Annotated in this window: 23 protein-coding genes; 5 read left to right on the forward strand and 18 right to left on the reverse strand. The window is 69.9% G+C overall.

The window, feature by feature from the left end:
- Window positions 1-99: 99 nt before the first annotated feature.
- On the reverse strand, window positions 100-768 hold the full coding sequence (locus BKN51_RS23940) for a TNT domain-containing protein (RefSeq protein ID WP_233223009.1): 669 nt from the start codon (window positions 766-768) through the stop codon (window positions 100-102).
- A 544-nt stretch (window positions 769-1,312) separates the two neighbouring features.
- The gene (locus BKN51_RS23945; RefSeq protein ID WP_233223008.1) at window positions 1,313-2,248 is read right to left on the reverse strand and encodes a threonine ammonia-lyase; all 936 of its coding nucleotides are present in this window, start codon (window positions 2,246-2,248) and stop codon (window positions 1,313-1,315) included.
- Window positions 2,249-2,318: 70 nt separating this feature from the next.
- On the opposite strand from BKN51_RS23945, the gene BKN51_RS23950 reads away from it, so the two are divergent.
- A complete protein-coding gene (locus BKN51_RS23950) occupies window positions 2,319-2,798 on the forward strand; it encodes an Lrp/AsnC family transcriptional regulator (RefSeq protein ID WP_101609729.1) in 480 nt (159 codons plus the stop codon).
- Here the strand turns inward: BKN51_RS23950 and BKN51_RS23955 are convergent.
- From BKN51_RS23955 to BKN51_RS23965, 3 genes are all read right to left on the reverse strand, one after another.
- A complete protein-coding gene (locus tag BKN51_RS23955; protein WP_101609730.1) occupies window positions 2,776-3,888 on the reverse strand; it encodes an XdhC family protein in 1,113 nt (370 codons plus the stop codon). The genes BKN51_RS23950 and BKN51_RS23955 overlap by 23 nt on opposite strands.
- A complete protein-coding gene (locus tag BKN51_RS23960) occupies window positions 3,881-4,984 on the reverse strand; it encodes a vWA domain-containing protein (protein WP_101609731.1) in 1,104 nt (367 codons plus the stop codon). The genes BKN51_RS23955 and BKN51_RS23960 overlap by 8 nt, the downstream gene beginning before the upstream one ends.
- A gap of 81 nt (window positions 4,985-5,065) precedes the next feature.
- Entirely contained in the window at window positions 5,066-6,277 is a 1,212-nt protein-coding gene (locus tag BKN51_RS23965; protein ID WP_101609732.1) for an FAD-dependent oxidoreductase, read from the reverse strand.
- Window positions 6,278-6,370: 93 nt separating this feature from the next.
- Here BKN51_RS23965 and BKN51_RS23970 point away from each other — a divergent pair, with 93 nt between their 5' ends.
- Entirely contained in the window at window positions 6,371-7,405 is a 1,035-nt protein-coding gene (locus tag BKN51_RS23970; protein ID WP_101609733.1) for a nucleoside hydrolase, read from the forward strand.
- Here BKN51_RS23970 and BKN51_RS23975 read toward each other — a convergent pair.
- Window positions 7,402-7,968 carry a TetR/AcrR family transcriptional regulator gene (locus tag BKN51_RS23975; RefSeq protein WP_101609734.1) on the reverse strand — a complete coding sequence of 189 codons (567 nt, stop codon included), beginning with the start codon at window positions 7,966-7,968 and terminating at the stop codon, window positions 7,402-7,404. The two genes, BKN51_RS23970 and BKN51_RS23975, sit on opposite strands and share 4 nt — an antisense overlap.
- Before the next feature lie 93 nt (window positions 7,969-8,061).
- Here BKN51_RS23975 and BKN51_RS23980 point away from each other — a divergent pair, with 93 nt between their 5' ends.
- Complete coding sequence (locus tag BKN51_RS23980; protein WP_101613424.1) at window positions 8,062-9,081, forward strand: aldo/keto reductase; 1,020 nt, start codon at window positions 8,062-8,064, stop codon at window positions 9,079-9,081.
- Between the two features lie 6 nt (window positions 9,082-9,087).
- On the opposite strand, the gene BKN51_RS23985 is transcribed toward BKN51_RS23980, so the two are convergent.
- The 11 genes from BKN51_RS23985 to BKN51_RS43270 all read right to left on the reverse strand — a co-directional run bounded on the left by BKN51_RS23985 (window position 9,088) and on the right by BKN51_RS43270 (window position 17,021).
- Window positions 9,088-9,960: an AAA family ATPase gene (locus tag BKN51_RS23985; protein ID WP_101609735.1), complete on the reverse strand. Its 873-nt coding sequence runs from the start codon at window positions 9,958-9,960 to the stop codon at window positions 9,088-9,090.
- Between the two features lie 31 nt (window positions 9,961-9,991).
- On the reverse strand, window positions 9,992-10,561 hold the full coding sequence (locus tag BKN51_RS23990) for a nucleotidyltransferase family protein (RefSeq protein ID WP_101609736.1): 570 nt from the start codon (window positions 10,559-10,561) through the stop codon (window positions 9,992-9,994).
- A complete protein-coding gene (locus BKN51_RS23995; protein WP_101609737.1) occupies window positions 10,554-11,375 on the reverse strand; it encodes an IclR family transcriptional regulator domain-containing protein in 822 nt (273 codons plus the stop codon). Before BKN51_RS23995 ends, BKN51_RS23990 begins: the two co-directional genes overlap by 8 nt.
- A gap of 9 nt (window positions 11,376-11,384) precedes the next feature.
- Window positions 11,385-11,789 carry a 4-carboxymuconolactone decarboxylase gene (pcaC, locus tag BKN51_RS24000; RefSeq protein ID WP_101609738.1) on the reverse strand — a complete coding sequence of 135 codons (405 nt, stop codon included), beginning with the start codon at window positions 11,787-11,789 and terminating at the stop codon, window positions 11,385-11,387.
- The gene (gene pcaD / locus BKN51_RS24005; protein ID WP_233223007.1) at window positions 11,786-12,598 is read right to left on the reverse strand and encodes a 3-oxoadipate enol-lactonase; all 813 of its coding nucleotides are present in this window, start codon (window positions 12,596-12,598) and stop codon (window positions 11,786-11,788) included. Before pcaD ends, pcaC begins: the two co-directional genes overlap by 4 nt.
- Complete coding sequence (gene pcaG, locus BKN51_RS24010) at window positions 12,591-13,139, reverse strand: protocatechuate 3,4-dioxygenase subunit alpha (protein ID WP_101609740.1); 549 nt, start codon at window positions 13,137-13,139, stop codon at window positions 12,591-12,593. Before pcaG ends, pcaD begins: the two co-directional genes overlap by 8 nt.
- The gene (pcaH, locus tag BKN51_RS24015) at window positions 13,139-13,873 is read right to left on the reverse strand and encodes a protocatechuate 3,4-dioxygenase subunit beta (RefSeq protein WP_101609741.1); all 735 of its coding nucleotides are present in this window, start codon (window positions 13,871-13,873) and stop codon (window positions 13,139-13,141) included. The genes pcaG and pcaH overlap by 1 nt, the downstream gene beginning before the upstream one ends.
- 29 nt (window positions 13,874-13,902) lie before the next feature.
- Window positions 13,903-15,081: a thiolase family protein gene (locus BKN51_RS24020; protein WP_101609742.1), complete on the reverse strand. Its 1,179-nt coding sequence runs from the start codon at window positions 15,079-15,081 to the stop codon at window positions 13,903-13,905.
- On the reverse strand, window positions 15,078-15,833 hold the full coding sequence (locus BKN51_RS24025; protein ID WP_101609743.1) for a CoA-transferase subunit beta: 756 nt from the start codon (window positions 15,831-15,833) through the stop codon (window positions 15,078-15,080). The genes BKN51_RS24020 and BKN51_RS24025 overlap by 4 nt, the downstream gene beginning before the upstream one ends.
- Window positions 15,830-16,639: a CoA transferase subunit A gene (locus BKN51_RS24030; protein WP_101609744.1), complete on the reverse strand. Its 810-nt coding sequence runs from the start codon at window positions 16,637-16,639 to the stop codon at window positions 15,830-15,832. Before BKN51_RS24030 ends, BKN51_RS24025 begins: the two co-directional genes overlap by 4 nt.
- A gap of 223 nt (window positions 16,640-16,862) precedes the next feature.
- On the reverse strand, window positions 16,863-17,021 hold the full coding sequence (locus BKN51_RS43270; RefSeq protein ID WP_158255739.1) for a hypothetical protein: 159 nt from the start codon (window positions 17,019-17,021) through the stop codon (window positions 16,863-16,865).
- A 157-nt stretch (window positions 17,022-17,178) separates the two neighbouring features.
- On the opposite strand from BKN51_RS43270, the gene BKN51_RS24035 reads away from it, so the two are divergent.
- Both BKN51_RS24035 and BKN51_RS24040 read left to right on the forward strand, forming a co-directional pair.
- Window positions 17,179-18,144, forward strand: coding sequence for a 2-hydroxyacid dehydrogenase (locus BKN51_RS24035; RefSeq protein ID WP_101609745.1), 966 nt, complete (start codon window positions 17,179-17,181; stop codon window positions 18,142-18,144).
- Complete coding sequence (locus BKN51_RS24040; protein WP_101609746.1) at window positions 18,141-19,265, forward strand: glycerate kinase; 1,125 nt, start codon at window positions 18,141-18,143, stop codon at window positions 19,263-19,265. Before BKN51_RS24035 ends, BKN51_RS24040 begins: the two co-directional genes overlap by 4 nt.
- An 18-nt stretch (window positions 19,266-19,283) precedes the next feature.
- Here the strand turns inward: BKN51_RS24040 and BKN51_RS24045 are convergent, their stop codons facing one another.
- Complete coding sequence (locus tag BKN51_RS24045) at window positions 19,284-19,595, reverse strand: hypothetical protein (RefSeq protein WP_005153325.1); 312 nt, start codon at window positions 19,593-19,595, stop codon at window positions 19,284-19,286.
- Window positions 19,596-19,663: the final 68 nt, after the last annotated feature.

A 19,663-nucleotide genomic window follows, 5' to 3' on the forward strand; every position in this document is an offset into this window, starting at 1 on the left:
GCCCGGCCGGGACAACCCCCACCAGGGGGTGGTTCCCGACCGGGCCCGCAAACGCGTTGCCACTTCGTGCTTTTCTCCGCAGATGCGGTTCTGTTAGGACTACTTCAAACGCTCGAGAAAGCCGTTGGTGATCAACCACCCGACGTTGACCGGACCCGGTGCGCCGGGCAGCAACGCACCGTCCACTTGATACTGGAATCCCCCACCCGGCTGAGCGAACCAGGCCGCGATCGGACCGGAGTGCACGGCGAACGACTTCTTGACCTGATAGGCGTGGTAGTTGCAGCTCGCGCCCGGTGTGGAGTCGAGGCTTTGCGGCGGGATCGCCCGCGAGGCGTACGGGGAGCCCTTCGGTGCGAGGAAGCTGCCGTACTCGCTGCCGTACCGGTCGATCCGCTTGCCCGGCGTCAGCGTGACGACGTACTGGATGGGCGTTCCGTCGGGCCGCAGGACGTAACCGTTCTTGGGCGGGTAGCGCCAGGAAGCGGCCGCCGAGTCGTAATAGGTGTCGAGAAAGCTCTTGTGCGGCAGGGTCCCGGTGCGGCGATAGCCGATGAGCTGGAACCCGACGTCGCCCAGCACCGGCAGTTTCTCCGGGCCGAGCCGTTTGTCCCCGCGATGATCGGCGTCCGAACATTCGGTGAGCCGACCGGCTTGTTGTGCGGCGGTTTGTTCGGTACCGGCTTGCGCGGTGGCGGCCTGCGCGGTGACCGGGGCGAGGAGCAGTCCGATGGCGGCGAACACCGTCAAGGTGCGTCTCAGCAACATGTTCCGAGCACACCAGCCGCCGCCCGGGGCGGGCAGCGGCTGATCGACTGACGTCACTGAGCCGACCGGGTTGGTCGTGAGTGGGGTTTCGGGTTAGAACCTTGATCGGGCTGTGAGTGCTGACTTCGCCTGGTCGCTCAAAGCTGATGCCCCCTATGCGGCGTTGGGGACACTGAGCGTCTCCAATGTGACATTGGGGGCACCCGGCCTTTGTCCTGAAGGCCACCTTGAGGACGTTGACCGTCTCAAAGGTGGCCTTCAGGGCAGCCGACCGGCTGGCGCGGCCCTCACGACGGCCCACCACGCCACTGCCGCTCTGGCTCGCCCCCGCAGTACATGAAGGCCCCCTTCCTTGCGCCTAGGTACAGGAAGGGGGGCCTTCATGTACTCGGAAAAGGGGTGAAGGGGACCTTCACTACCTTCAGAGTAGGCAAGGAGGCCTTCACGGACCTGCGACCAACTCCAGCCACAACAGCAGGTACCTAAGACCCCTTCGGTTCTAACCCGAATCCCCACTCACGACCCCCTGGACCGACGCGCCCGCTCAGCCCGCCATGCCCAGCACCGAGAGATCCGCGTTCGCCCCGGTGACCACGGTGGCGGCCGACTCGCCCGGCAGGTCGTGCACGGTCAGCGCCGCCAGACCGGCGGCACCGGCGGGTTCCGGGACGACGCCGAGGGTTTCCGCGCCCAGCCGCATGGCCGCGCGCAGATCGTCGTCGGTGACCAGGACGAAATCGTCGACCAGCGACCGCAGGCGCCGGACGGATTCCGGTTCCGGGGTCCGGATCGAGATCCCGCCGGCGAACCAGTTCGCCCGGTCGACGGTGACCGGCTCCCCTGCTTTCCAGCTCCTCGCCATGGCCGGCGCCGACGTGGTGCCGACGCCGACGATCCGGACGTCCGGCGAGTGCGCCTTGAGCCAGAGCGCGACCCCGGCGATCAGCGCGCCGTCGCCGACCGGGAGCACGACCGTGTCGATCCCGCTTTCCCGCGCCAGCTCCAGGCCGATCGTGCCCGCCCCTTCGGAGATCTCGGGCTCACGGCCGTCTACCACGAAGACGCGATCCGGCGCTTCGGCGGCGAAGGCGGCAGCGACGGCTTTTGCCTCGCCATCGACACGGCGCACCCGGGCGCCCAAGGCCTTCATCCGCCGGAGTTTGACCGGGGAGATGTCGATGGGGACGAAGACTTCGGCCCGCAAGCCGCGTTTCCGGGCGGCGAACGCGACGGCCTGCCCGAAGTTGCCGCTGGTCCCGCACACCATCGTGGTGCCCGGCTCCAGCCCGGCGGCGAAGTAGTCCGCACCGCGGCCTTTGAAGCTGCGCAACGGATTCAGCGTCTCGATCTTCACCAGCACGCGACGGCCGAGGCGCTCGTTCAGCTGTTCGTCGCTGTACTGCGGGGAGTTCAGGAAAACGGGATCGATCACCTTCGCCGCCTCGGCGACGTGGTCCAGCTGCAGGTCGATGTCGGTCATGACGCCCAAGCTAGGCGGGAAGCCGATCATGCCGATTGTAAATTTTCGCGCCCGCGTGCAAAAATCTTGCGTGACCCTGGACGAGATCGACCACCTGCTGCTCGACCTCGTCCAGGTCGACGCGGCCCACCCGCTGCACGAGCTGGGTGACGCCGTCGGCCTCTCCCCGAGCGCGGTCCAGCGGCGGCTGACCAGGCTGCGCGCCGCGGGCGTGATCCGCGCGCAGGTCGCCGTGCTCGATCCGGAGGCGCTGAGCGCCGGGATGGCGTCGGTCATCCTGGTCGCGCTGACCGACGACGACGTGGAGCATCACGACGCGTTCCGTGCGCGCATGCTGGCCGAACCACGCGTCCAGCACTGCTACAGCATCGTCGGGCAGTGGGACTACGTCGTCGTCCTGCTCACCCCGGATCTCAAGGCGAGCCGCCACCTGGCCAGGGACCTGTTCACCGAGCACGTCAACCGGTTCGAGACCCTGCCGGCCTTCGACGTGGTCAAGTCGAGTCAGGCGGTCCCGGTGCCCGGCGTCAGCCGTGGATCCGGCCGCTGAGTTCGGCGAGCCGCGAACCCGAACCGCTCCACCGCAGCGCGATGATCTCCGCCGCGATCGACACCGCGGTCTCCTCGGGTGTCCGCGCGCCGAGGTCGAGGCCGATCGGCGAAGACAGCCGTTCGAGTTCCGCTTCGGTGACCCCGGCCTCGCGCAGCCGCGAGAACCGGTCGTCGTGGGTCTTGCGCGAGCCCATCGCGCCGACGTAGCCGACGTCGAGGCGCAACGCGACCTCCAGCAGCGGCACGTCGAACTTCGGATCGTGGGTGAGCACGGCGATCGCGGTCCGGCCGTCGACCCGGCCCGCGTCGGCTTCGGCACGGAGATAGCGATGCGGCCAGTCGACGACGACCTCGTCCGCGTCGGGGAAGCGGCTCTTCGTCGCGAACACGGGCCGCGCGTCGCAGACGGTGACCTGGTAGCCGAGGTACGCGCCCATCTTCGCCATCGCGGCGGCGAAGTCGATGGCACCGAAGACCAGCAGGCGCGCCGGCGGTTCGAAGGAGTTGACGAAGACCGTCATCCCCTCGCCGCGTCGTTGCCCGTCCGGCCCGTAGTGCAGCGTGCCGGTGCGGCCCGCCACGAGCATTCCGCGCGCGTCGTCGACGACGGCGTCGTCCATCCGCGAGGAGCCGAGCGAACCGGCGACGCGGTCCGGCCAGACGATCAGATGCTCCCCGACCAGGCCTTCCCGTTCGTGCTCGATCACCGTCACGACGGCGACCGGCTGTCCACTGTGGACCGACTCGACGACGTCGCCGAGTTCCGGCATCGACTCGCGGTCGACCTGCTGGACGTAGATGTCGATGATCCCGCCGCAGGTCAGCCCGACCGCGAACGCGTCGTCGTCGCTGACGCCGTAGCGCTGCAGCACGGGGGCACGTTCGGCGACCACCTGCTGCGCGAGTTCGTAGACGGCGCCCTCGACGCAGCCGCCGGAGACACTGCCGGTGACCGTGCCGTCCGGCGCGACGAGCATCGCCGCGCCCGGGCTCCGGGGTGCCGACGAGAACGTCGCCACCACCGTGCCGACCCCCACGGTTTCACCGGCCGTCCAGCGGCGGTGCAGTTCGTCCAGTACGTCACGCATCGGCGATCTCCACCAGCAGTCGTTCCAAAGTGGCCAAGCTGTGCCCGGCGAGCAGCCGATCGAGGTACGGGAGCGCGGCCACGATGCCGGACTGCACGGGAGCGTAACCTGCCCGCCCCGCGTGCGGATTCACCCAGAATACGGCGTGCGCGAGCCGCCGCAGCCTGGCGAGCTGCTCGCCGAGCAGGCCGGGGTCGCCCCGTTCCCAGCCGTCGGAGAACACGGTGACCACGGAACGCCTGGCCACGCCGCGTTGCCCCCAGCGGTCGAGGAAGGCTCGCAGGGTCTCGCCGAGCCTGGTCCCGCCCGCGAAATCGGGGACGGCGGCGGCCGCGGCGAGCATCGCGTACTCGGGATCGCGCAGCCGCAGCTGGCGGGACACCCTGGTGAGCCGGGTGCCCAGGGTGAACACCTCGACCCGGCCGGGGGCACGCCGGGCCACGACGTGCGCGAACCGCAAGAGAGCGTCGGCGTAGGGCCCCATCGAGCCGGAGACGTCGATCAGGAAGACGAGACGACGTGGTTTGGTCCCCCTCCGCCGGTACGCCAGCCGCACGGGCTCGCCGCCGCCGGCCAGCATCGCCCGGAGCGTGCGCGACGGATCGAGGGTCCCCCGCCGGGCGGCGCGGCGGCGCGGCGATGACCGCGGTGGGAGGGCCGGGCGCAGTTTCGCGAGGAGTTCCCGCAGGTGGGCGCGTTCGGCGACGGTCAGTTCGGCTAGGTCTCGATGGCGCAGGACCTCGTCCTCACTCGCGGCCACGCGGAGCTGATCGGGCTCCGCGCCGGACTCGCCCTGGCCCGGTGACTGCGCGAGCGTCGCGATCCTGGCGCGCTTCGGGGCCGCCTCCCGGCCTCGCCGCCGTGGTCCGGTTTCCGCTTCGGTGAACCAGCTGTCGAACGCGGCGTCGTAGCGGGGGAGGTCGTCGGGGTCTGCGCACAGCGTCAGCCGCCCGGCCCAGTACAGCTGCTCGGGATCGGCCAGGTCGATCTCGCCCACGGCCGCGAGGTACGCCTGCACTCGGTGCGCGTCGCACGGCAAACCGGCTTCGCGCAAAGCCTCCGCGAAGCCGACGAAACCCGCGAGTGGGTCGCTCACCTCTCCATTGTGCCCGCGTTTCGTCCTCTGGTTGCGGTAGTTGCACGCGCAAGGACCGCGACCAGAGGACGAAACGCGGCGTCAGCGGCGGGCGAAGGCCGGGGTCTTCTCGCGAAAGGGGCCGATACCACCCATGAACGCACTCAGGCCCGTGAGCAGCGGGAACCGGTCCGAGATCCGGAGAGGCAGGGGGATCGTCCGCTCGGTGAGCGTCCCGTCGAGGGCGGGCTCGACGAGCATCTTGTGCTCCCCCAGTTGCATCTTCTGGGTGAGAGTGACGACGAAGTTCCGGCGGCGCTGCACCCGGCCCAGGTCCCGCGCGGTCAGCGTGCCGCGCCGCAGCGGGGCGGCGAGGATCCGCGCGGCCGCCACGGCGTCCTGCACGGCGATGTTGACGCCCATCCCACCGGCAGGCGACATCGCGTGCGCGGCGTCGCCGATGCAGAGCACCCTCTCGGAATACCAATGCGGGAGCTTGGACATCCGGACCTTCAGCAGTTTGACGTCGTCCCAATCGCGGATCGCGGCGAGTTCGCCCTCACCCCAGCCGAACAGCCCACCGATCCGTTCGCGGAACTTCTCGATGCCCTCGGCACGCAGTGCCTCGTCTTGCCCCTTCCGGATCAGGTACGACGTCTGGTAGTACTCGCCGCGGTCCATCGTCATCCCGGCGAGGCCGTTCGCGAAACAGCCGAACACCTGGGCTTCCTTGCCCGTGTCTTCGAGTTTGGGCACGCGGACCCACCACACGTCCATCGGCACGTCGTACTCGTGCGGCACGAGTCCCGCTTCCGCGCGCACCAGGGAATCCCGGCCGTCGCAGCCGACCACGAGCGACGCGGCCAGTTCCCGTTCCACGCCGTCGGAATCGCGGTAACGCACCCCGCCGCCCTCGCGGAGCCCGATGACTTCGGCGCCCATCCGCAGGGTGAACGTCGGCTCCCCGGCCGCCGCTTCGGCGAGCAGGTTCAGGAAGTCCCACTGAGGGACCATCGAGATGTACTTGTACGGCCCGGGAATCCGGCTGAAGTCGGCGGCGACGATCGTCGCGTCGCCGATCACCATCCGCATCTTCTCCAGCCGTTTCGACGGGAGTTCCGCGAACCGTTCGCCGAGCCCGAGTTCGTCGAGCAGCATCAACGTCGGCGGATGGACCGTGTCACCGCGGAAATCGCGGAAGAAGTCCTTGTGCTTCTCGAGAACGGTGACCTCGACCCCGGCTCGTGCCAGCAGGAGCCCGAGCACCATCCCCGCCGGACCGCCCCCCACCACACAGCACTGTGTACGTTCCATAACCGAGTTGTAGCGCGCCCGCTGAGCCGTCGCCATGGATTCGGCGCGGAAGAGGACCTAGGTCCTGCCGGAAATCCTCGCTACGGTGACGCCATGTTCTCGTCCCGTGCCGTGCTCGCCGCCTTCCTCGCCTGCGCCCTCGGCGTGGCCGTCGCCCCGGCCGCCTCGGCGACCCCGCCGTCCTCGCCGGTCCCGGTCGTGTTCGACGGCGACTCCGACTTCGCGGACATCGCGACGCTCGCGTATCTGTGCCAGGCGCACAAACAGCGCCGCATCGACCTGCGCGCGGTCACCGTCACCAACAACGGCGCCGGGACCCCCGGGCGCGCGCTGACCCACGTGCGGACGGCGCTCGGGAAATGCGGTCTCTCCGGCATTCCGGTCGCCGACGGTTCCGACCACGGCGTGAACCCGATGCCCGCCGATGGCCGCGCCTGGACCGAAAGCATCCTCAACGGCGCGCTCGGTGACGTGGGGGTCCCGGACCGTCCGTCCAAGATCCGCGCGTCGGCGCTGCTCGCCGCGACGGTGCTCAAGTCGGCCAAACCGGTCGTCGTGATCGCGACCGGGCCGCTCACGAACGTCGCGAAAGCCATGGACGTTCCCGGTGTGGCACAGCGCATTTCGCGGCTTTCGGTGATGGGCGGCGCCTTCGACGTCCCCGGCAACGTGTTCGGCCCGGACGCGGAGAAGTTCGACGGCACCCAGGAAGTCAACATCTGGCTCGACCCCGCTTCGGCGGACAAGGTCTTCGCCGGGCTCCGCCGGGTCGACATCGTCCCGCTGGACGCCACGAACGACGTCCCCATCACACCGTCCTATGTGGAGCGTCTGGGCCGGGAAGGCCGGACAGCGGAAGCGAAACTGGTGCACGCGATCGTCACGCAGCCCGATCTCGCGCCGTACGTCCAGGACGGGACGGCGTTCTGGTGGGACACCCTCGCCTCGTCCGAGGTGCTCGACGACGTGAGCCCGGTCAAGTTGCGGACGGCGAAGGTCGACGTGCGACAGGATGGCGCCGCGGCCGGCCGTACTTACGTGACGCCGAAGGGAACTTCGCAGCATGTCGGCTACGACGCCGATCCCGTGCTCTACGAGAACGGCTTCCTGAAGATGCTGAACGGCTAAGTCCTCAACCCTGCGATGAGGACCCCGACCATCCGGCGCGCGTCGTAGCGAGGGTCGCTGTCGGCACCGATGCAGAGGTTCCCGACGCCGCGCATGACCTCGATCGCCTGCAGATCGGAGCGGATCTCACCGGCCTTCGCCGAGGCGTCGAGCAGCTGACCGCACACGGGCAGCAGACGGTCGAGGAAGTAGGCGTGCAACGTCTCGAAACCGGTGTTGTCCGCCTGGAACGCCCCGGCGAGGCCGTGTTTGGTGACCAGGAAGTCGACGAAGAGGTCGATCCAGCGGCGCAACGCCTCATACGGCGAAGCGCTCGACGCCAGCAGTTCCGGCCCGGCTTCGGCGCAGGCGTCGACCTGATGCCGGTAGACGGCGATGATGAGGTCAGCCCTGGTCGGGAAATGCCGGTAGATCGTGCCCATCCCGACGCCCGCCTTGGCCGCGATGTCGCGGACCGGCGCCTCGACGCCCGAAGTGACGAAGACCGCGGCGGCCGCGTCGAGCAGGGTCTTCTCGTTGCGCCGGGCGTCCGCGCGTTTGGTCTTGGTGCCCTCTTCACTCATCACGCCACTCCTTCGGTTGCCAAACGGAACAGTGCTCCGTATTGTTAGCGGAGCAACGTTCCGCTTGCTCATTTTGCCATGGAGGACACCGTCATGCAGTACCGCACCTTGGGCAGGACCGGTGTGCAGGTCAGCACCCTCGCGCTCGGCGCGATGAACTTCGGCGCGATCGGGCGCACGACCCAGGACGAGGCCACCGCCATCGTCGACGCCGCGCTGGCGGGCGGGGTCAACTTCGTCGACACCGCCGACATGTACAGCGCCGGGGAGTCGGAGAAGATGGTCGGCAAGGCCATCGCCGGCCGCCGTGAAGATCTCGTGCTGGCCACGAAGGCGACCATGCCGATGGGCGACGACCGCAACCATCAGGGCGCGTCACGCCGCTGGCTGGTCACCGCGCTGGACAACAGCCTGCGCCGCCTCGGCGTCGATCACGTCGACCTCTACCAGATCCACCGCTGGGACCCGAAGACCAGCGACGAGGAGACCCTTTCGGCGCTGACCGATCTGCAGCGCACGGGGAAGATCCGCTACTTCGGTTCGTCGACCTTCCCCGCGTACCGCGTCGTGCAGGCGCAGTGGGCCGCCCGCGAAGCCCGCCTGAGCCGGTATGTCACCGAGCAGCCCAGCTATTCGATCCTGCAGCGCGGCATCGAAACGCACGTTCTTCCGGTGACCGAGGAGTACGGGCTCGGCGTGCTGGTGTGGAGCCCGCTCGCTTCGGGCTGGCTTTCGGGCGCCGTCCGCGAGGGCCGGGAGATCACCACCAACCGCGCGAAGAGCCGGCCGCAACGCTTCGACCTCGCCATCCCGGCCAACCGGGCCCGGATGGAGGCCGTCGAACGCCTGGCCAAGGTCGCCGACGAGGCGGGCCTGACGCTGATCCAGCTCGCGCTCGGCTTCGTGACCGCCCATCCGGCCGTGACCAGCGCGATCATCGGACCGCGCACGCCGGTGCACCTCGAGTCGCAACTCGCCGCCGCGGACACGGTGCTGCCCGCCGACGTCCTCGACGCGATCGACGAGATCGTCGCTCCCGGCGTCGACCTCGCGCCGGAGGAGAAGATGGACACCCCGCCGTCACTGCTCGACGCGTCGCTGCGGCGGCGCTGAAGCGGCTCAGGCGAGGAGTTTGTCCAGTTTGGCGCGGACCCTGTCGAGGTCTTCGCTGTACTTGAGGACCGAACCCAGGGTTCGCGCGCCGGTCGCGGCGTCCAGTTCGGACATCCCGAGGGCGAGCAGCGCCTGGGCCCAGTCCAGGGATTCCGCCACTCCGGGCGGCTTCAGCAACTCCATCGCCCGGAGGCGCTGCACCGCCGTCGCGACCTGCACCGCGAGCCCTTCGCCCAGGCCCGGGATCTTGCGGCGCAGGATCTCGATCTCGCGGGCGAGGTCCGGGTGTTCGAGCCAGTGATAGAGACAGCGGCGTTTCAGCGCGTCGTGCACCTCCCGCGTCCGGTTGGAGGTGAGCACCACCAGCGGCGGATGTTCGGCACGCACCTCGCCGAACTCGGGGATCGTCACCGCGTTCTCGTCGAGGAGTTGCAGCAGGAAGGCTTCGAACTCGTCGTCGGCCCGGTCGATCTCGTCGACCAGCAGGACACACGGCGCGGTCTGCAACGCCTTCAGCAACGGCCGGGAGAGCAGGAAACGTTCGGTGTAAAGGGATTGCTCGGCGGCCTCGACGTCGAGGCCGCCGTCACCCGCGGCTTCGAGCGCCCGCAAGTGCAGCAACTGGCGGGGGAAGTCCCATTCGTACAGTGCCTGCGCCGCGTCGATCCCCTCGTGACACTGGAGCCGGATGAGCGGCAGGCTCAGCGCTTCGGACAGCCCCAAGGCGAGCGAGGTCTTGCCTGTGCCCGGTTCGCCCTCGCAGAACAGGGGGCGGCCGAGCCGCAGCGCGAGGAACCCGGCCGTGGCGATGCCGTCGTCGGCGAGGTAGCCGACCGATTCGAGGGCTTCGGCCAGTTTCTCCGGCGATTCGACGGTCACTTCCCGATCGTATGCCCCGGGGAGCGCGAGATCAGCCTGGAAGGTTCTCGCGGCGGTCCACGTCGTGCCCGGTGCCGAGGTCGCCGCATTCGACGAGCCGCAGGTCCGGGCGTCCCTTCAGCCAGTCTCGCGCGCCTTTGTCCCCAGACGCGCCCGCCACGATCTCCGGCCACCAGCGGCGGCCGAGTACGACGGGATGACCGGGAACGCCGTCGTAGGTGGCGCGCGCGACAGTGTTCCCATCGGCTCCGGCGGCGACTCGGCGCACCACGTCGGCACCGACGCCGGGCAGATCCACGAGATGCACGACGGCGGCTTCGGCGCCGCTCTTTTCCAGTGCGTTCAGGCCCGCGCGGAGTGACGCACCCATGCCGGACTCCCAGTCTTCGGCCAGGACGGCGACCTCAGGACCCGGCAACAGCCTGCGGACTTCCTCGGCCGAGGCACCCAGGACCACCCGGACCGGTGCGCAGCCGGCGTCGGCCAGCACTCGCAAGGCTCGGATGACGAACGGCTCACCGTCGAGAACGGCGAGCGCCTTCGGCCCGCCGAACCGGCGCCCGGCCCCGGCCGCGAGCAGCAGCCCGGCGACCTCAGCCATGCCCTGCCTTCGTGTTTCCTGCCTTGGTCGGCGGCGCCGACGCCAGATCGGCCTCGATGGCCTGTGCCGCCACGAGCAGCGACGGCAGCAGTTCGCGCTCGACCGACTCCGGCGTCGTGCGGCTGGCGTGGGTGGAGAGGTTGACCGCGGCCACGACCCGGCCCCGCCGGTCCCGGATCGGCGCGGCGATCGAGCGGAGACCTTCTTCGAGCTCCTGGTCGACCATCGCGTAACCCTGCCGGTAGACCCGCTTCAGCTCGGCGATCAGGTCCTGCTGCCTGGTCAGCGTGTGCGCGGTCAGCTTCTCGAGCTTGGCCGCGTCGAAGTAGCCGTGCAGGTCTTCGCCTTCGAGGCCGGCCAGCAGAACGTGCCCCATCGAGGTCGCGTGGGCCGGGAAGCGGGTGCCGACGTTGATGCTGACGGTCATGATCCGTGAAACGGCCACGCGCGCGACGTAGACGATGTCCAGGCCTTCGAGCACCGAGACCGAACTCGACTCGTGCACCTCGGCGGACAGCCGTTCCAGATGCGGCTGGGCGACCTCGGGCAGCGACAGACTCGACAGGTACGAGTAACCGAGTTCGAGGACCCGTGCGGTGAGCGAGAAGTACTTGCCGTCCGTGCGCACGTATCCCAGGTCGACGAGGGTCAGCAGGAACCGGCGGGCGGCCGCCCTGGTCAGCCCGGTGGAGCGGGCGACGTCGCTCAGCGTGAGTTCCGCCGCGTCCGCGTTGAACGCCTTGATCACCGCCAGCCCGCGTTCCAGCGACTGGACATGGTGCGCTCCGCGCTCGGTCACCTCGCCTTCGTCCATACCGGAACCCTAACCGCCACCCTCTTCCTGAGCCGCAGGCTCACCGAGTTCGGCCAGCACACGCTGGGCGACGGCGAACGCCGCGTTGGCGGCCGGGGCGCCCGCGTAGACGGCGGTGTGCAGCAGGACCTCGGAGATCTCCTGCGCGGTGAGTCCATTGTGGACGGCGGCTCGGACGTGCATGGCGAGTTCGTCGTGGGCGTGCAGCGCGGTGAGCGCGGCCAGGGTGACGCAGCTGCGGGTCTTGCGGTCGAGTCCGTCGCGCGACCAGACCGAACCCCAGGCGCCCCGGGTGATGTAGTCCTGGAACGGGCGGCTGAACTCGGTGGTGCGGGCGACCGCGCGGTCGACGTGCGCGTCGCCGAGGACTTCGCGGCGCACCCGCATGCCTGTCTCGTAGGGGTCTTCGCTCATCGGGCCACTTCCAGTTGTTCGAGGATCAGCGCGGTGAACCGCTCCGGCTGTTCGAAGCTCCCCAGATGCGCGGCGCCTTCGACGACCTCGAGCCGCGCGTCCGGAATGCCGTCCGCGATCACCTCGGCGTGCTGGACCGGGGTCGCCGGATCCTCGGCCCCGGCGATGACCAGGGTCCGCGCCAAGATCTTGGGCAGGTCACCGACGAGGTCCATCCGTTCGATGGCCTCGCAGGACGCCGCGTACCCCTCGGCGGGGACGTTCGCGATCATCTCGCGCAGGAACGCGACCTGCTCGGGATAGGCGGCGGCGTAACCGGCTGTCACCCAGCGGCCGGCCCCGGCTTCGGCGACCGAGCCGGTGCCGTTCTCCCGGACCGTCCGCGCCCTGTCGGCCCACATCCGCGGCGGCCCGAGTTTCGCGGACGTGCAGCACAGCGTCAGGCTCTCGATCCGGTCCGGCGCGTTCACGCCCAGCCACATCCCGGTCATCCCGCCGAGCGAGAGCCCGACGAAGTGAGCGCGTCCGACGCCGTGCTCGTCGAGCAGTGCGAGCAGATCACCGCCGAGATCCTCCAGCGTGTACGGCCCGGACGGCACCGGGGACGCGCCGTGCCCGCGGGTGTCGTACCGGATCACCCGGAATCCTTTGGCCACCAAGGGTTCGACCTGCGGCTCCCACATGCGGTGGTCACTGCCGAGCGACCCGCTGAACACCACGACCGGACCGTCCTCGGGCCCTTCCGCGACACTGTGCACTTTGACAACACTGTGCACCTTCACCGGCTCGGACATCGAAAAGCTAGACATCGAAGAACACCGTTTCCCCTTGGCCCTGGAGCCGGATGTCGAACCGGTAGCCGTCGCCGGTCGCGGTGGCGATCAGCGTGCCCCGGCGGGCCTCCGGCACCGAGGCCAGCACCGGGTCCTGGGAGGTGTCGTCGTCCTCGAAGTAGATCCGGGTGACGACGCGGTGCAGCAGCCCGCGGGCGAGCACCGAGACGTCGATGTGCGGCGCCTGGGAGCTACCCGCCGGACCGGGCACCACGCCGGGCTTGATCGTCCGGATCTCGTAGTTGCCACCGGGATCGGTCGGGCAGCGCCCGAAGCCCCGGAACCCGCTCGCGACCGCTCCACGCGGATCGTCGGGGTGGTCGAACCGGCCGTCGGCGTCGGCCTGCCAGGTCTCGATCATCGCGTCCGGGACCGGTTCGCCCGCACCGTCGAGGACCCGGCCGTGGATGCGGATCGCGGCCGGTTCGCCCGCGGGAACGACGTCCGGCCCGTCCGGCCAGGGCAGGCCGATGGACAGGTACGGGCCGACGGTCTGGGAAGGCGTCGTCTCCGGCATCAGTGCTCGTCCTCCTCGTCCTCGAAGACCGACGCCTCGCGGCCGCGCACGACGATGTCGAACTGGAAGGCCAGCGCCCACTCGGCTTCGGTGCGGTCGAGGTCGAACCGCGCGATCATCCGCTGCCGGGCGTTCTCGTCCGGAATGGAGTTGAAGATCGGGTCCTGCGAGAACAGCGGGTCTTCCGGGAAGTACATCTGGGTGACCAGCCGCTGGGTGAACGCGCTGCCGAAGACGGAGAAGTGGATGTGCGCCGGCCGCCAGGCGTTGTCGTGGTTCTTCCACGGGTACGCGCCCGGTTTGATGGTGGTGAAGGTGTAGCGGCCCTCGCCGTCGGTCAGCGTCCGGCCCGCGCCGTCGAAGTTGGGGTCGATCGGCGACGGCCAGCGGTCACCGGTGTGCCGGTACCGGCCACCCGCGTTCGCCTGCCAGATCTCCACGAGCGAATCCCGGATCGGGTGCCCGTCGCCGTCGAGCAGCCGCCCGGTGACGATGATCCGCTGTCCCTGAGGCTCGCCCTCGTGCCCCTGGGTGAGGTCGTTGTCGAACTCGCCGATCCGCCCCGGCCCCAGCGCGGGCCCGGTGACCTCGGTCAGCAGATGCGGGAGCACGATCAGTGGCTCCTGGGGGTGCCGCAGCGCCGTCGACCGGTAACCGGCGTAGTCGAGCGGCGGATGCGTCCCTTCCGGATCGCGCCGGTAGCGCGGGAGCCTCAGTTCTGCGGGTGCGGACATGCTGCCTCCTCCAGGCGCGGGTCAGTGGCTCAGCGGGCTTCGAGGACGACGGCCAGCCCCTGGCCGACGCCGATGCAGATGGCCGCCAGCCCCCATCGGCCGCCGGTGCGGCGCAGGTGATGGGCCAGTGTGCCGAGGATCCGGCCGCCGGAGGCGCCCAGCGGATGCCCGATCGCGATCGCTCCGCCGTTGACGTTGACGATCTCCGGGTCGAGCTTCGACCAGTCCCGCAGACAGGCCAGCGACTGCGCGGCGAACGCCTCGTTCAGTTCCACCGCCGCCAGGTCTTCCCAGCCGATCCCGGCCCGTTCCAAGGCGATCTCGGCCGCGCGGACCGGGCCGATGCCGAAGACGTCGGGGTCGACGCCCGCCGCGCCCCGTCCGGCGATCCTGGCCAGCGGCGCCTTGCCGAGCCGCCGGCCCGCGGCCTCGTCGCCGAGCAGCAGCGCGGAAGCGCCGTCGTTGAGCGGCGACGCGTTCGCGGCCGTGACCGTCCCTTGTGGACGGAAGACGGGCTTGAGCTTCGCGAGTTTCTCCGGGCTGGAGTCCGGCCGGATGCCTTCGTCACGAGTGAGTTCGACACCCTCGACGGGGACGACGTGATCGTCGTAGAACCCCTCGTCCCAGGCGCGGGCGGCGTTGACGTGGCTGCGGACGGCGAACGTGTCCTGCTCGTCGCGGCCGATGCCGTACCGCTCGGCGAGTTGTTCGGTGGACTCGCCGAGCGAGACCGTCCACTGCTCGGGCATCTTCGGGTTGACCATGCGCCAGCCCAGCGCTGTCGAGTACAGCGTCTGGTTTCCGGCGGGGAAGGCCTTCTCCGGCTTCTGCATGACCAGCGGTGAGCGGCTCATCGACTCGACCCCGCCCGCGACGGCGAGCGAAGCGTCGCCGACCTGGACCGACCGGCTCGCCTGCATGACCGCGTCGAGACCGGAGCCGCACAGCCGGTTGACCGTCGCACCCGGGACCGTCGTCGGCCAGCCCGCCAGCAGCGCCGCCATCCGCGCGACGTTGCGATTGTCCTCGCCCGCGCCGTTGGCGTCGCCGAGCACGACCTCGTCCACGGTGGCCGGGTCGAGGTCGTTGCGCTCGGCCAGCGCCCGCAGCACGGTGGCGGCGAGGTCGTCCGGGCGGACCCCGGACAGGGCGCCGCCGTACTTGCCGAACGGGGTACGGATGGCGTCGAACAGGAAGACGTCGGTCATGCGCTCGCCCTTTTGAGGTCTCGGAGGATGCGGAGTTCTGCCTCGGTCGGCGCCGGGGTGGTTCCCAGGTCGCCGGACACCTTCAGTTTCCACCCGGTCGCCTCGACGACCTGATCGACCTCGATCCCGGGATGCAGTTCGGTGAGCGTGAGCTCGGCGGTCTCCGGGTCGGGCCGCATCAGGCCGAGGTCGGTGACCACCAGCGTCGGCCCGGCGCCGGGGAGACCGAGGCGTTCGCGATCGCCCTTGCCGGTGCCGTGACCGAACGACGTCACGAAGTCGACCTTCTCGACCAACGTGCGGGTGCTCTGCCGGAGCACCACGAACACCTCGCGGCAGGAAGCGGCGATCTCCGGCGCCCCGCCCGCCCCGGGCAGGCGCACTTTGGGGTTGGCGTAGTCCGGGCCGATGACGGTGGTGTTGATGTTGCCGAACTTGTCCAGCTGGGCGGCGCCGAGGAAACCGACGTCGATCCGGCCGGGCTGGAGCCAGTAGTTGAAGACCTCGGGCACGCTGACCACGGCGTCGGCGGTGTCGGCGAGTTCGCCGTCGCCGATGGACAACGGGAGCCGGCTCGGTTTGGCGCCGAGGCAGCCGGATTCGTAGATCAGCGTGAGGTTCGGCGCGTGCCCGCGGCGGGCCAGGTTCGCGGCCGTGCTGGGCAGGCCGATGCCCACGAAACAGGACATCCCGTCGCCGAGCGCGCGAGCGGCGGCGACGCTCATCATCTCGTCGGAGGTGTACTCGGTCATGCCTTCACTCCCGTCAGCTCGTCGAGCCAGCGGGTGAAGCTCTCCCTGTCCCGGCCGATCGCGTCCCATGCCTGGTAGGCGTCGTTGTCCCGTTCGTAGTACCCCGCCGCGTACGACGGCTTCGCGCCGCCGGGAACCTCGGCGACGGCCGTGACCGCCCACGACGGCAGCACGATCGCGCCCGGGCGGGGTTCCAGCTCGTCCACGACCTCCTCGACGGTGATCAACGACCGCTTCGCCGCCAGCACCGCTTCCTTCTGCACGCCGGTGATGCCCCAGATCTGGACGTTGCCTGCCCGGTCTGCGCGCTGGGCGTGCACGATCGTCACGTCCGGGTTGAGCGCGGGGACGGCGGCGAGTTGCTCCCCGGTGAACGGGCAGGTGATGGGCTTGATCGTGTCGGTCTGCGCGGGGAGATCGGTGCCCGTGTAGCCGCGCAGCACGGCGAACGGCAGGCCCGACGCACCGGCGACGTAGCGATTCGCCATGCCCGCGTGACTGTGTTCCTCTATCTCCAGGGGTACCGGCCACGAGTGCTGGACCGCGTCGCGGAAGCGGTGCAACGAGCCGACGCCGGGGTTGCCGCCCCACGAGAAGATCAGCTTGCTCGCGCAGCCCGCGCCGATGAGCTGGTCGTAGACGATGTCCGGGGTCATGCGGACCAGCGTCAGGCCGGTGCGGCGCTGACGGATGATCTCGTGGCCCGCGGCGACCGGAATGAGGTGCGTGAAGCCCTCGAGCGCGACGGTGTCCCCGTCGCGCACCAGCCGCGCCACGGCCTCCTTCAACGACAGCAGCTCCGCCATCCCCACTCCCGGATTGTTCGTATCGCGCACACTTGTTCTGCATCTGAACATAGCACAGCCGAGCGAGTCGGGGCACTCCTTCTTTGGTGGACTGAAGGGGCCTTTCACCGCATGACATGCAGCGAAGGGGCCCTTCACCGCGTGAGACGCGGGGAAGGGCCCCTTCAGCTCATCAGTGGACCTGACGCACTCGCGGGAGCGATCCGGCACCGTCCGAAAAGGACTACGCGAGTGCACCGATCCCGCTCAGTTGACCCCACTGCCCGGCGGGAACCATTCGACGACCTTGACCTTCCGCGCCCGACGCCGGACCGGCCGCGACGAGCGTCGCGGCGAGGACCATCGCGGCACCGACGGCCGCCAGTTCTCGTGATCGTTTCATCTTCCACCCCTCGAATCCCCTGCTCGCGGAGGTTTTCCGCCCTTACGACCATCCGGGGTCCCCGACCGTGACGACTCCCCCGTGCAGGGGAAGCGCCTCCCTCATGACGGGGATCCGAGCGTTTGGGATACCAACTGCCGCACACTAGGCTGAGGGAGTGACCTCGACGATCGCGGTGACCCGGTGGATTCCCGACGAAGCGCTGAAAGTGCTCGCCGAAGCCGGGGAGGTGAAGCTGTCGCGCGCCGATCGGCCGTTGACGCCGGACGAACTGCGAGAGTTCGTCCGGGGCGCGTCCGCGATCGTCGGCATGCTGCACGACCGGATCGACGGCACGGTCGCCGACGCGGCGGGCCCCGATCTGAAGGTTGTGGCGAACGTGGCCGTCGGCTACGACAACATCGACGTCCCGGCGCTGGCCGAACGCGGCGTCACCGTCACCAACACCCCCGGCGTGCTCACCGACGCGACCGCGGATCTGGCGTTCGGACTGCTCCTCGCGGTCACGCGACGGCTCGGCGAGGGCGAACGGCTGATCCGGTCTCGCACCCCGTGGTCGTTCCACCTGGGTTTCCTGCTCGGCTCCGGCCTGCAGGACAAGACGCTCGGCATCGTCGGGCTCGGCCAGATCGGGCAGGCGGTCGCGCGGCGGGCGCTCGGTTTCGGCATGCGGATCGTCTACTCAGGACGATCGCGGGCCGCCGAGGACGTCGAGAAGACCTTGGGCGCGAAGTACGTGTCCGTCGGCGAACTTCTGGAAAGCTCCGACGTCGTTTCCCTGCACTGCCCCCTGACACCGGAGACCCGCCACCTCATCGACGCGGACGCGCTGAAGTCGATGAAACCGGGCGCGTACCTGATCAACACCACCCGCGGCCCCGTCGTCCACGAGGCGGCGCTGGCCGACGCGCTCGAAGCCGGGGAGATCGCCGGAGCGGGCCTCGACGTGTTCGAAGCCGAACCCGAGGTCGAGCCGCGCCTGCTGGATCGCGAAAACGTCGTCTTGACGCCGCACCTCGGATCGGCGACGGTCGAGACCCGTACTGCCATGGCCGTGCTCGCGGCCGAGAACGTCGCGTCGGTGCTCACCGGCGGAAACCCCCTGACGGAGGTTCGTCCATGACTCGTGTCGTCATCGCGCCCGACAAGTTCAAGGGAAGCCTGACCGCGGTCGAGGCCGCGGAGGCGATCGCCCACGGCGTCCGCGACGCGCTGCCCGAGGCCGAAGTCTCCTCTTGCCCGGTCGCCGACGGCGGCGAAGGAACGCTCGACGTCCTCGTCGCGGCGGGCGGCCGTCTCGTGGAACTCCCGGTCCGCGGGCCGCTCGACGACACCGTCGACGCGCGCTACGTGATGCTCGACGGGACGGCCTACATCGAATCGGCCCGCGCGTGCGGGATCGAGTTCGTCGAGCCGAGCCCGGAAGTGGCGCTGGCCGCGCACACCTGGGGCGTCGGTGAACTCCTCGCGCACGCGCTCGACCACGGCGCGCGGCGGCTGGTGCTGACGGTCGGCGGAACCGCGAGCACCGACGGCGGCGCCGGGATGCTGGCGGCGCTGGGCGCCGGGGTGTTCGACGCGTTCGGCGCACCGGTCGGACTCGGCGGCGGCACGCTGGGCCGCGTCGCGTCGGCCGAACTCGGCCCGGTGCGCCACCGGCTCGGCTCCGTCGAGGTCGCCGTGGCCACCGACGTGACGAACCCGCTGCTCGGACCGCGTGGGGCGGCCGCGATCTTCGGGCCGCAGAAGGGCGCGGGCCCGCGCGAGGTCGAGCAACTGGACGAATCCCTGGGCCGCTGGGCGCAGGCATTGCGGAACGCCGGGACCACCGACGTCTCCGACCTTCCCGGAGCGGGCGCGGGAGGCGGGGTCGCGGCAGGCGCGATCGCGGGACTCGGCGCGTCGGTCGAGTCCGGTTTCCAGCTCATCGCCGGGCTCACCGGGGTCGCCGGCGCCATCCAAAGCGCCGACCTCGTCATCACCGGCGAGGGCTCACTGGACGAGCAAAGTCTCGACGGCAAGGCCCCGGCGGGCATCGCGGCGCGCGCGCAGGAGCACTCGGTACCGCTGATGGTGCTGGCCGGGCGGATCCAGCTGGACGAGAGCCAGCTCGCCGGCCTCGGTGTCGTGGGCAGCGCCGCCCTGATCGACCACGCGCCTTCGCTCGACCACGCGCGTGCGCACGCGGCGGAACTCCTGCGCGAGCGGGCCGGCGAGCTGGTCCGTGCCTGGGCCCGGACTTAAAGCCTGAACCCGCCGGGCTCAGCTGCCAGGCTGGGGCTGAGCCTGCGGGAGTACGGCGAAGGCGACTTCGCCGGTCTCGTCCTGCTGGACGTCGAGCACCTTGTCATCGAGCAATGCGGCCGCTTCGGGCTCCAAGAACACCTTCGGGCCGCCGTCCGCGCCGAGCACCTTGTCGCCGCTTTCCGGTTCGGGGGCGACGGAAACCGCGAGCTGGGGACTGTCCCCCTGCTGGGAATGCATCGCGAAACGCAGCCCGCCTCCGTCTTGTCCGTTTTCCTGCCCGGTCAGTGCGGTGATCGCCTCGGCGGCGGCTTCGGTGACTGTAAGCATCTCTGCCCTTCCTTCGTCGCGGTCTTGCACTTGACGGACCACGCTAGGGGGTCTCGGCATGGCCTGCC

Source organism: Amycolatopsis sp. BJA-103, from assembly GCF_002849735.1.
In the GTDB taxonomy this organism is placed as follows: Bacteria; Actinomycetota; Actinomycetes; order Mycobacteriales; family Pseudonocardiaceae; genus Amycolatopsis.

Excerpts from the sequence above, each read along its gene's own strand:
- BKN51_RS23975 (WP_101609734.1), bottom strand. The coding sequence starts at position 7,968 with ATGAGTGAAGAGGGCACCAAGACCAAACGCGCGGACGCCCGGCGCAAC.
- BKN51_RS24020 (WP_101609742.1), bottom strand. The coding sequence starts at position 15,081 with ATGACCGACGTCTTCCTGTTCGACGCCATCCGTACCCCGTTCGGCAAG.
- pcaH (WP_101609741.1), bottom strand. The coding sequence starts at position 13,873 with ATGTCCGCACCCGCAGAACTGAGGCTCCCGCGCTACCGGCGCGATCCG.
- pcaD (WP_233223007.1), bottom strand. The coding sequence starts at position 12,598 with ATGTCTAGCTTTTCGATGTCCGAGCCGGTGAAGGTGCACAGTGTTGTC.
- BKN51_RS23955 (WP_101609730.1), bottom strand. The coding sequence starts at position 3,888 with ATGCGTGACGTACTGGACGAACTGCACCGCCGCTGGACGGCCGGTGAA.
- BKN51_RS23990 (WP_101609736.1), bottom strand. The coding sequence starts at position 10,561 with ATGGCTGAGGTCGCCGGGCTGCTGCTCGCGGCCGGGGCCGGGCGCCGG.
- BKN51_RS23965 (WP_101609732.1), bottom strand. The coding sequence starts at position 6,277 with ATGGAACGTACACAGTGCTGTGTGGTGGGGGGCGGTCCGGCGGGGATG.
- BKN51_RS24045 (WP_005153325.1), bottom strand. The coding sequence starts at position 19,595 with ATGCTTACAGTCACCGAAGCCGCCGCCGAGGCGATCACCGCACTGACC.
- BKN51_RS24025 (WP_101609743.1), bottom strand. The coding sequence starts at position 15,833 with ATGACCGAGTACACCTCCGACGAGATGATGAGCGTCGCCGCCGCTCGC.
- BKN51_RS23940 (WP_233223009.1), bottom strand. The coding sequence starts at position 768 with ATGTTGCTGAGACGCACCTTGACGGTGTTCGCCGCCATCGGACTGCTC.
- BKN51_RS24030 (WP_101609744.1), bottom strand. The coding sequence starts at position 16,639 with ATGGCGGAGCTGCTGTCGTTGAAGGAGGCCGTGGCGCGGCTGGTGCGC.
- pcaG (WP_101609740.1), bottom strand. The coding sequence starts at position 13,139 with ATGCCGGAGACGACGCCTTCCCAGACCGTCGGCCCGTACCTGTCCATC.
- BKN51_RS23980 (WP_101613424.1), top strand. The coding sequence starts at position 8,062 with ATGCAGTACCGCACCTTGGGCAGGACCGGTGTGCAGGTCAGCACCCTC.
- BKN51_RS24040 (WP_101609746.1), top strand. The coding sequence starts at position 18,141 with ATGACTCGTGTCGTCATCGCGCCCGACAAGTTCAAGGGAAGCCTGACC.
- BKN51_RS23945 (WP_233223008.1), bottom strand. The coding sequence starts at position 2,248 with ATGACCGACATCGACCTGCAGCTGGACCACGTCGCCGAGGCGGCGAAG.
- BKN51_RS23995 (WP_101609737.1), bottom strand. The coding sequence starts at position 11,375 with ATGGACGAAGGCGAGGTGACCGAGCGCGGAGCGCACCATGTCCAGTCG.
- pcaC (WP_101609738.1), bottom strand. The coding sequence starts at position 11,789 with ATGAGCGAAGACCCCTACGAGACAGGCATGCGGGTGCGCCGCGAAGTC.
- BKN51_RS23970 (WP_101609733.1), top strand. The coding sequence starts at position 6,371 with ATGTTCTCGTCCCGTGCCGTGCTCGCCGCCTTCCTCGCCTGCGCCCTC.
- BKN51_RS43270 (WP_158255739.1), bottom strand. The coding sequence starts at position 17,021 with ATGAAACGATCACGAGAACTGGCGGCCGTCGGTGCCGCGATGGTCCTC.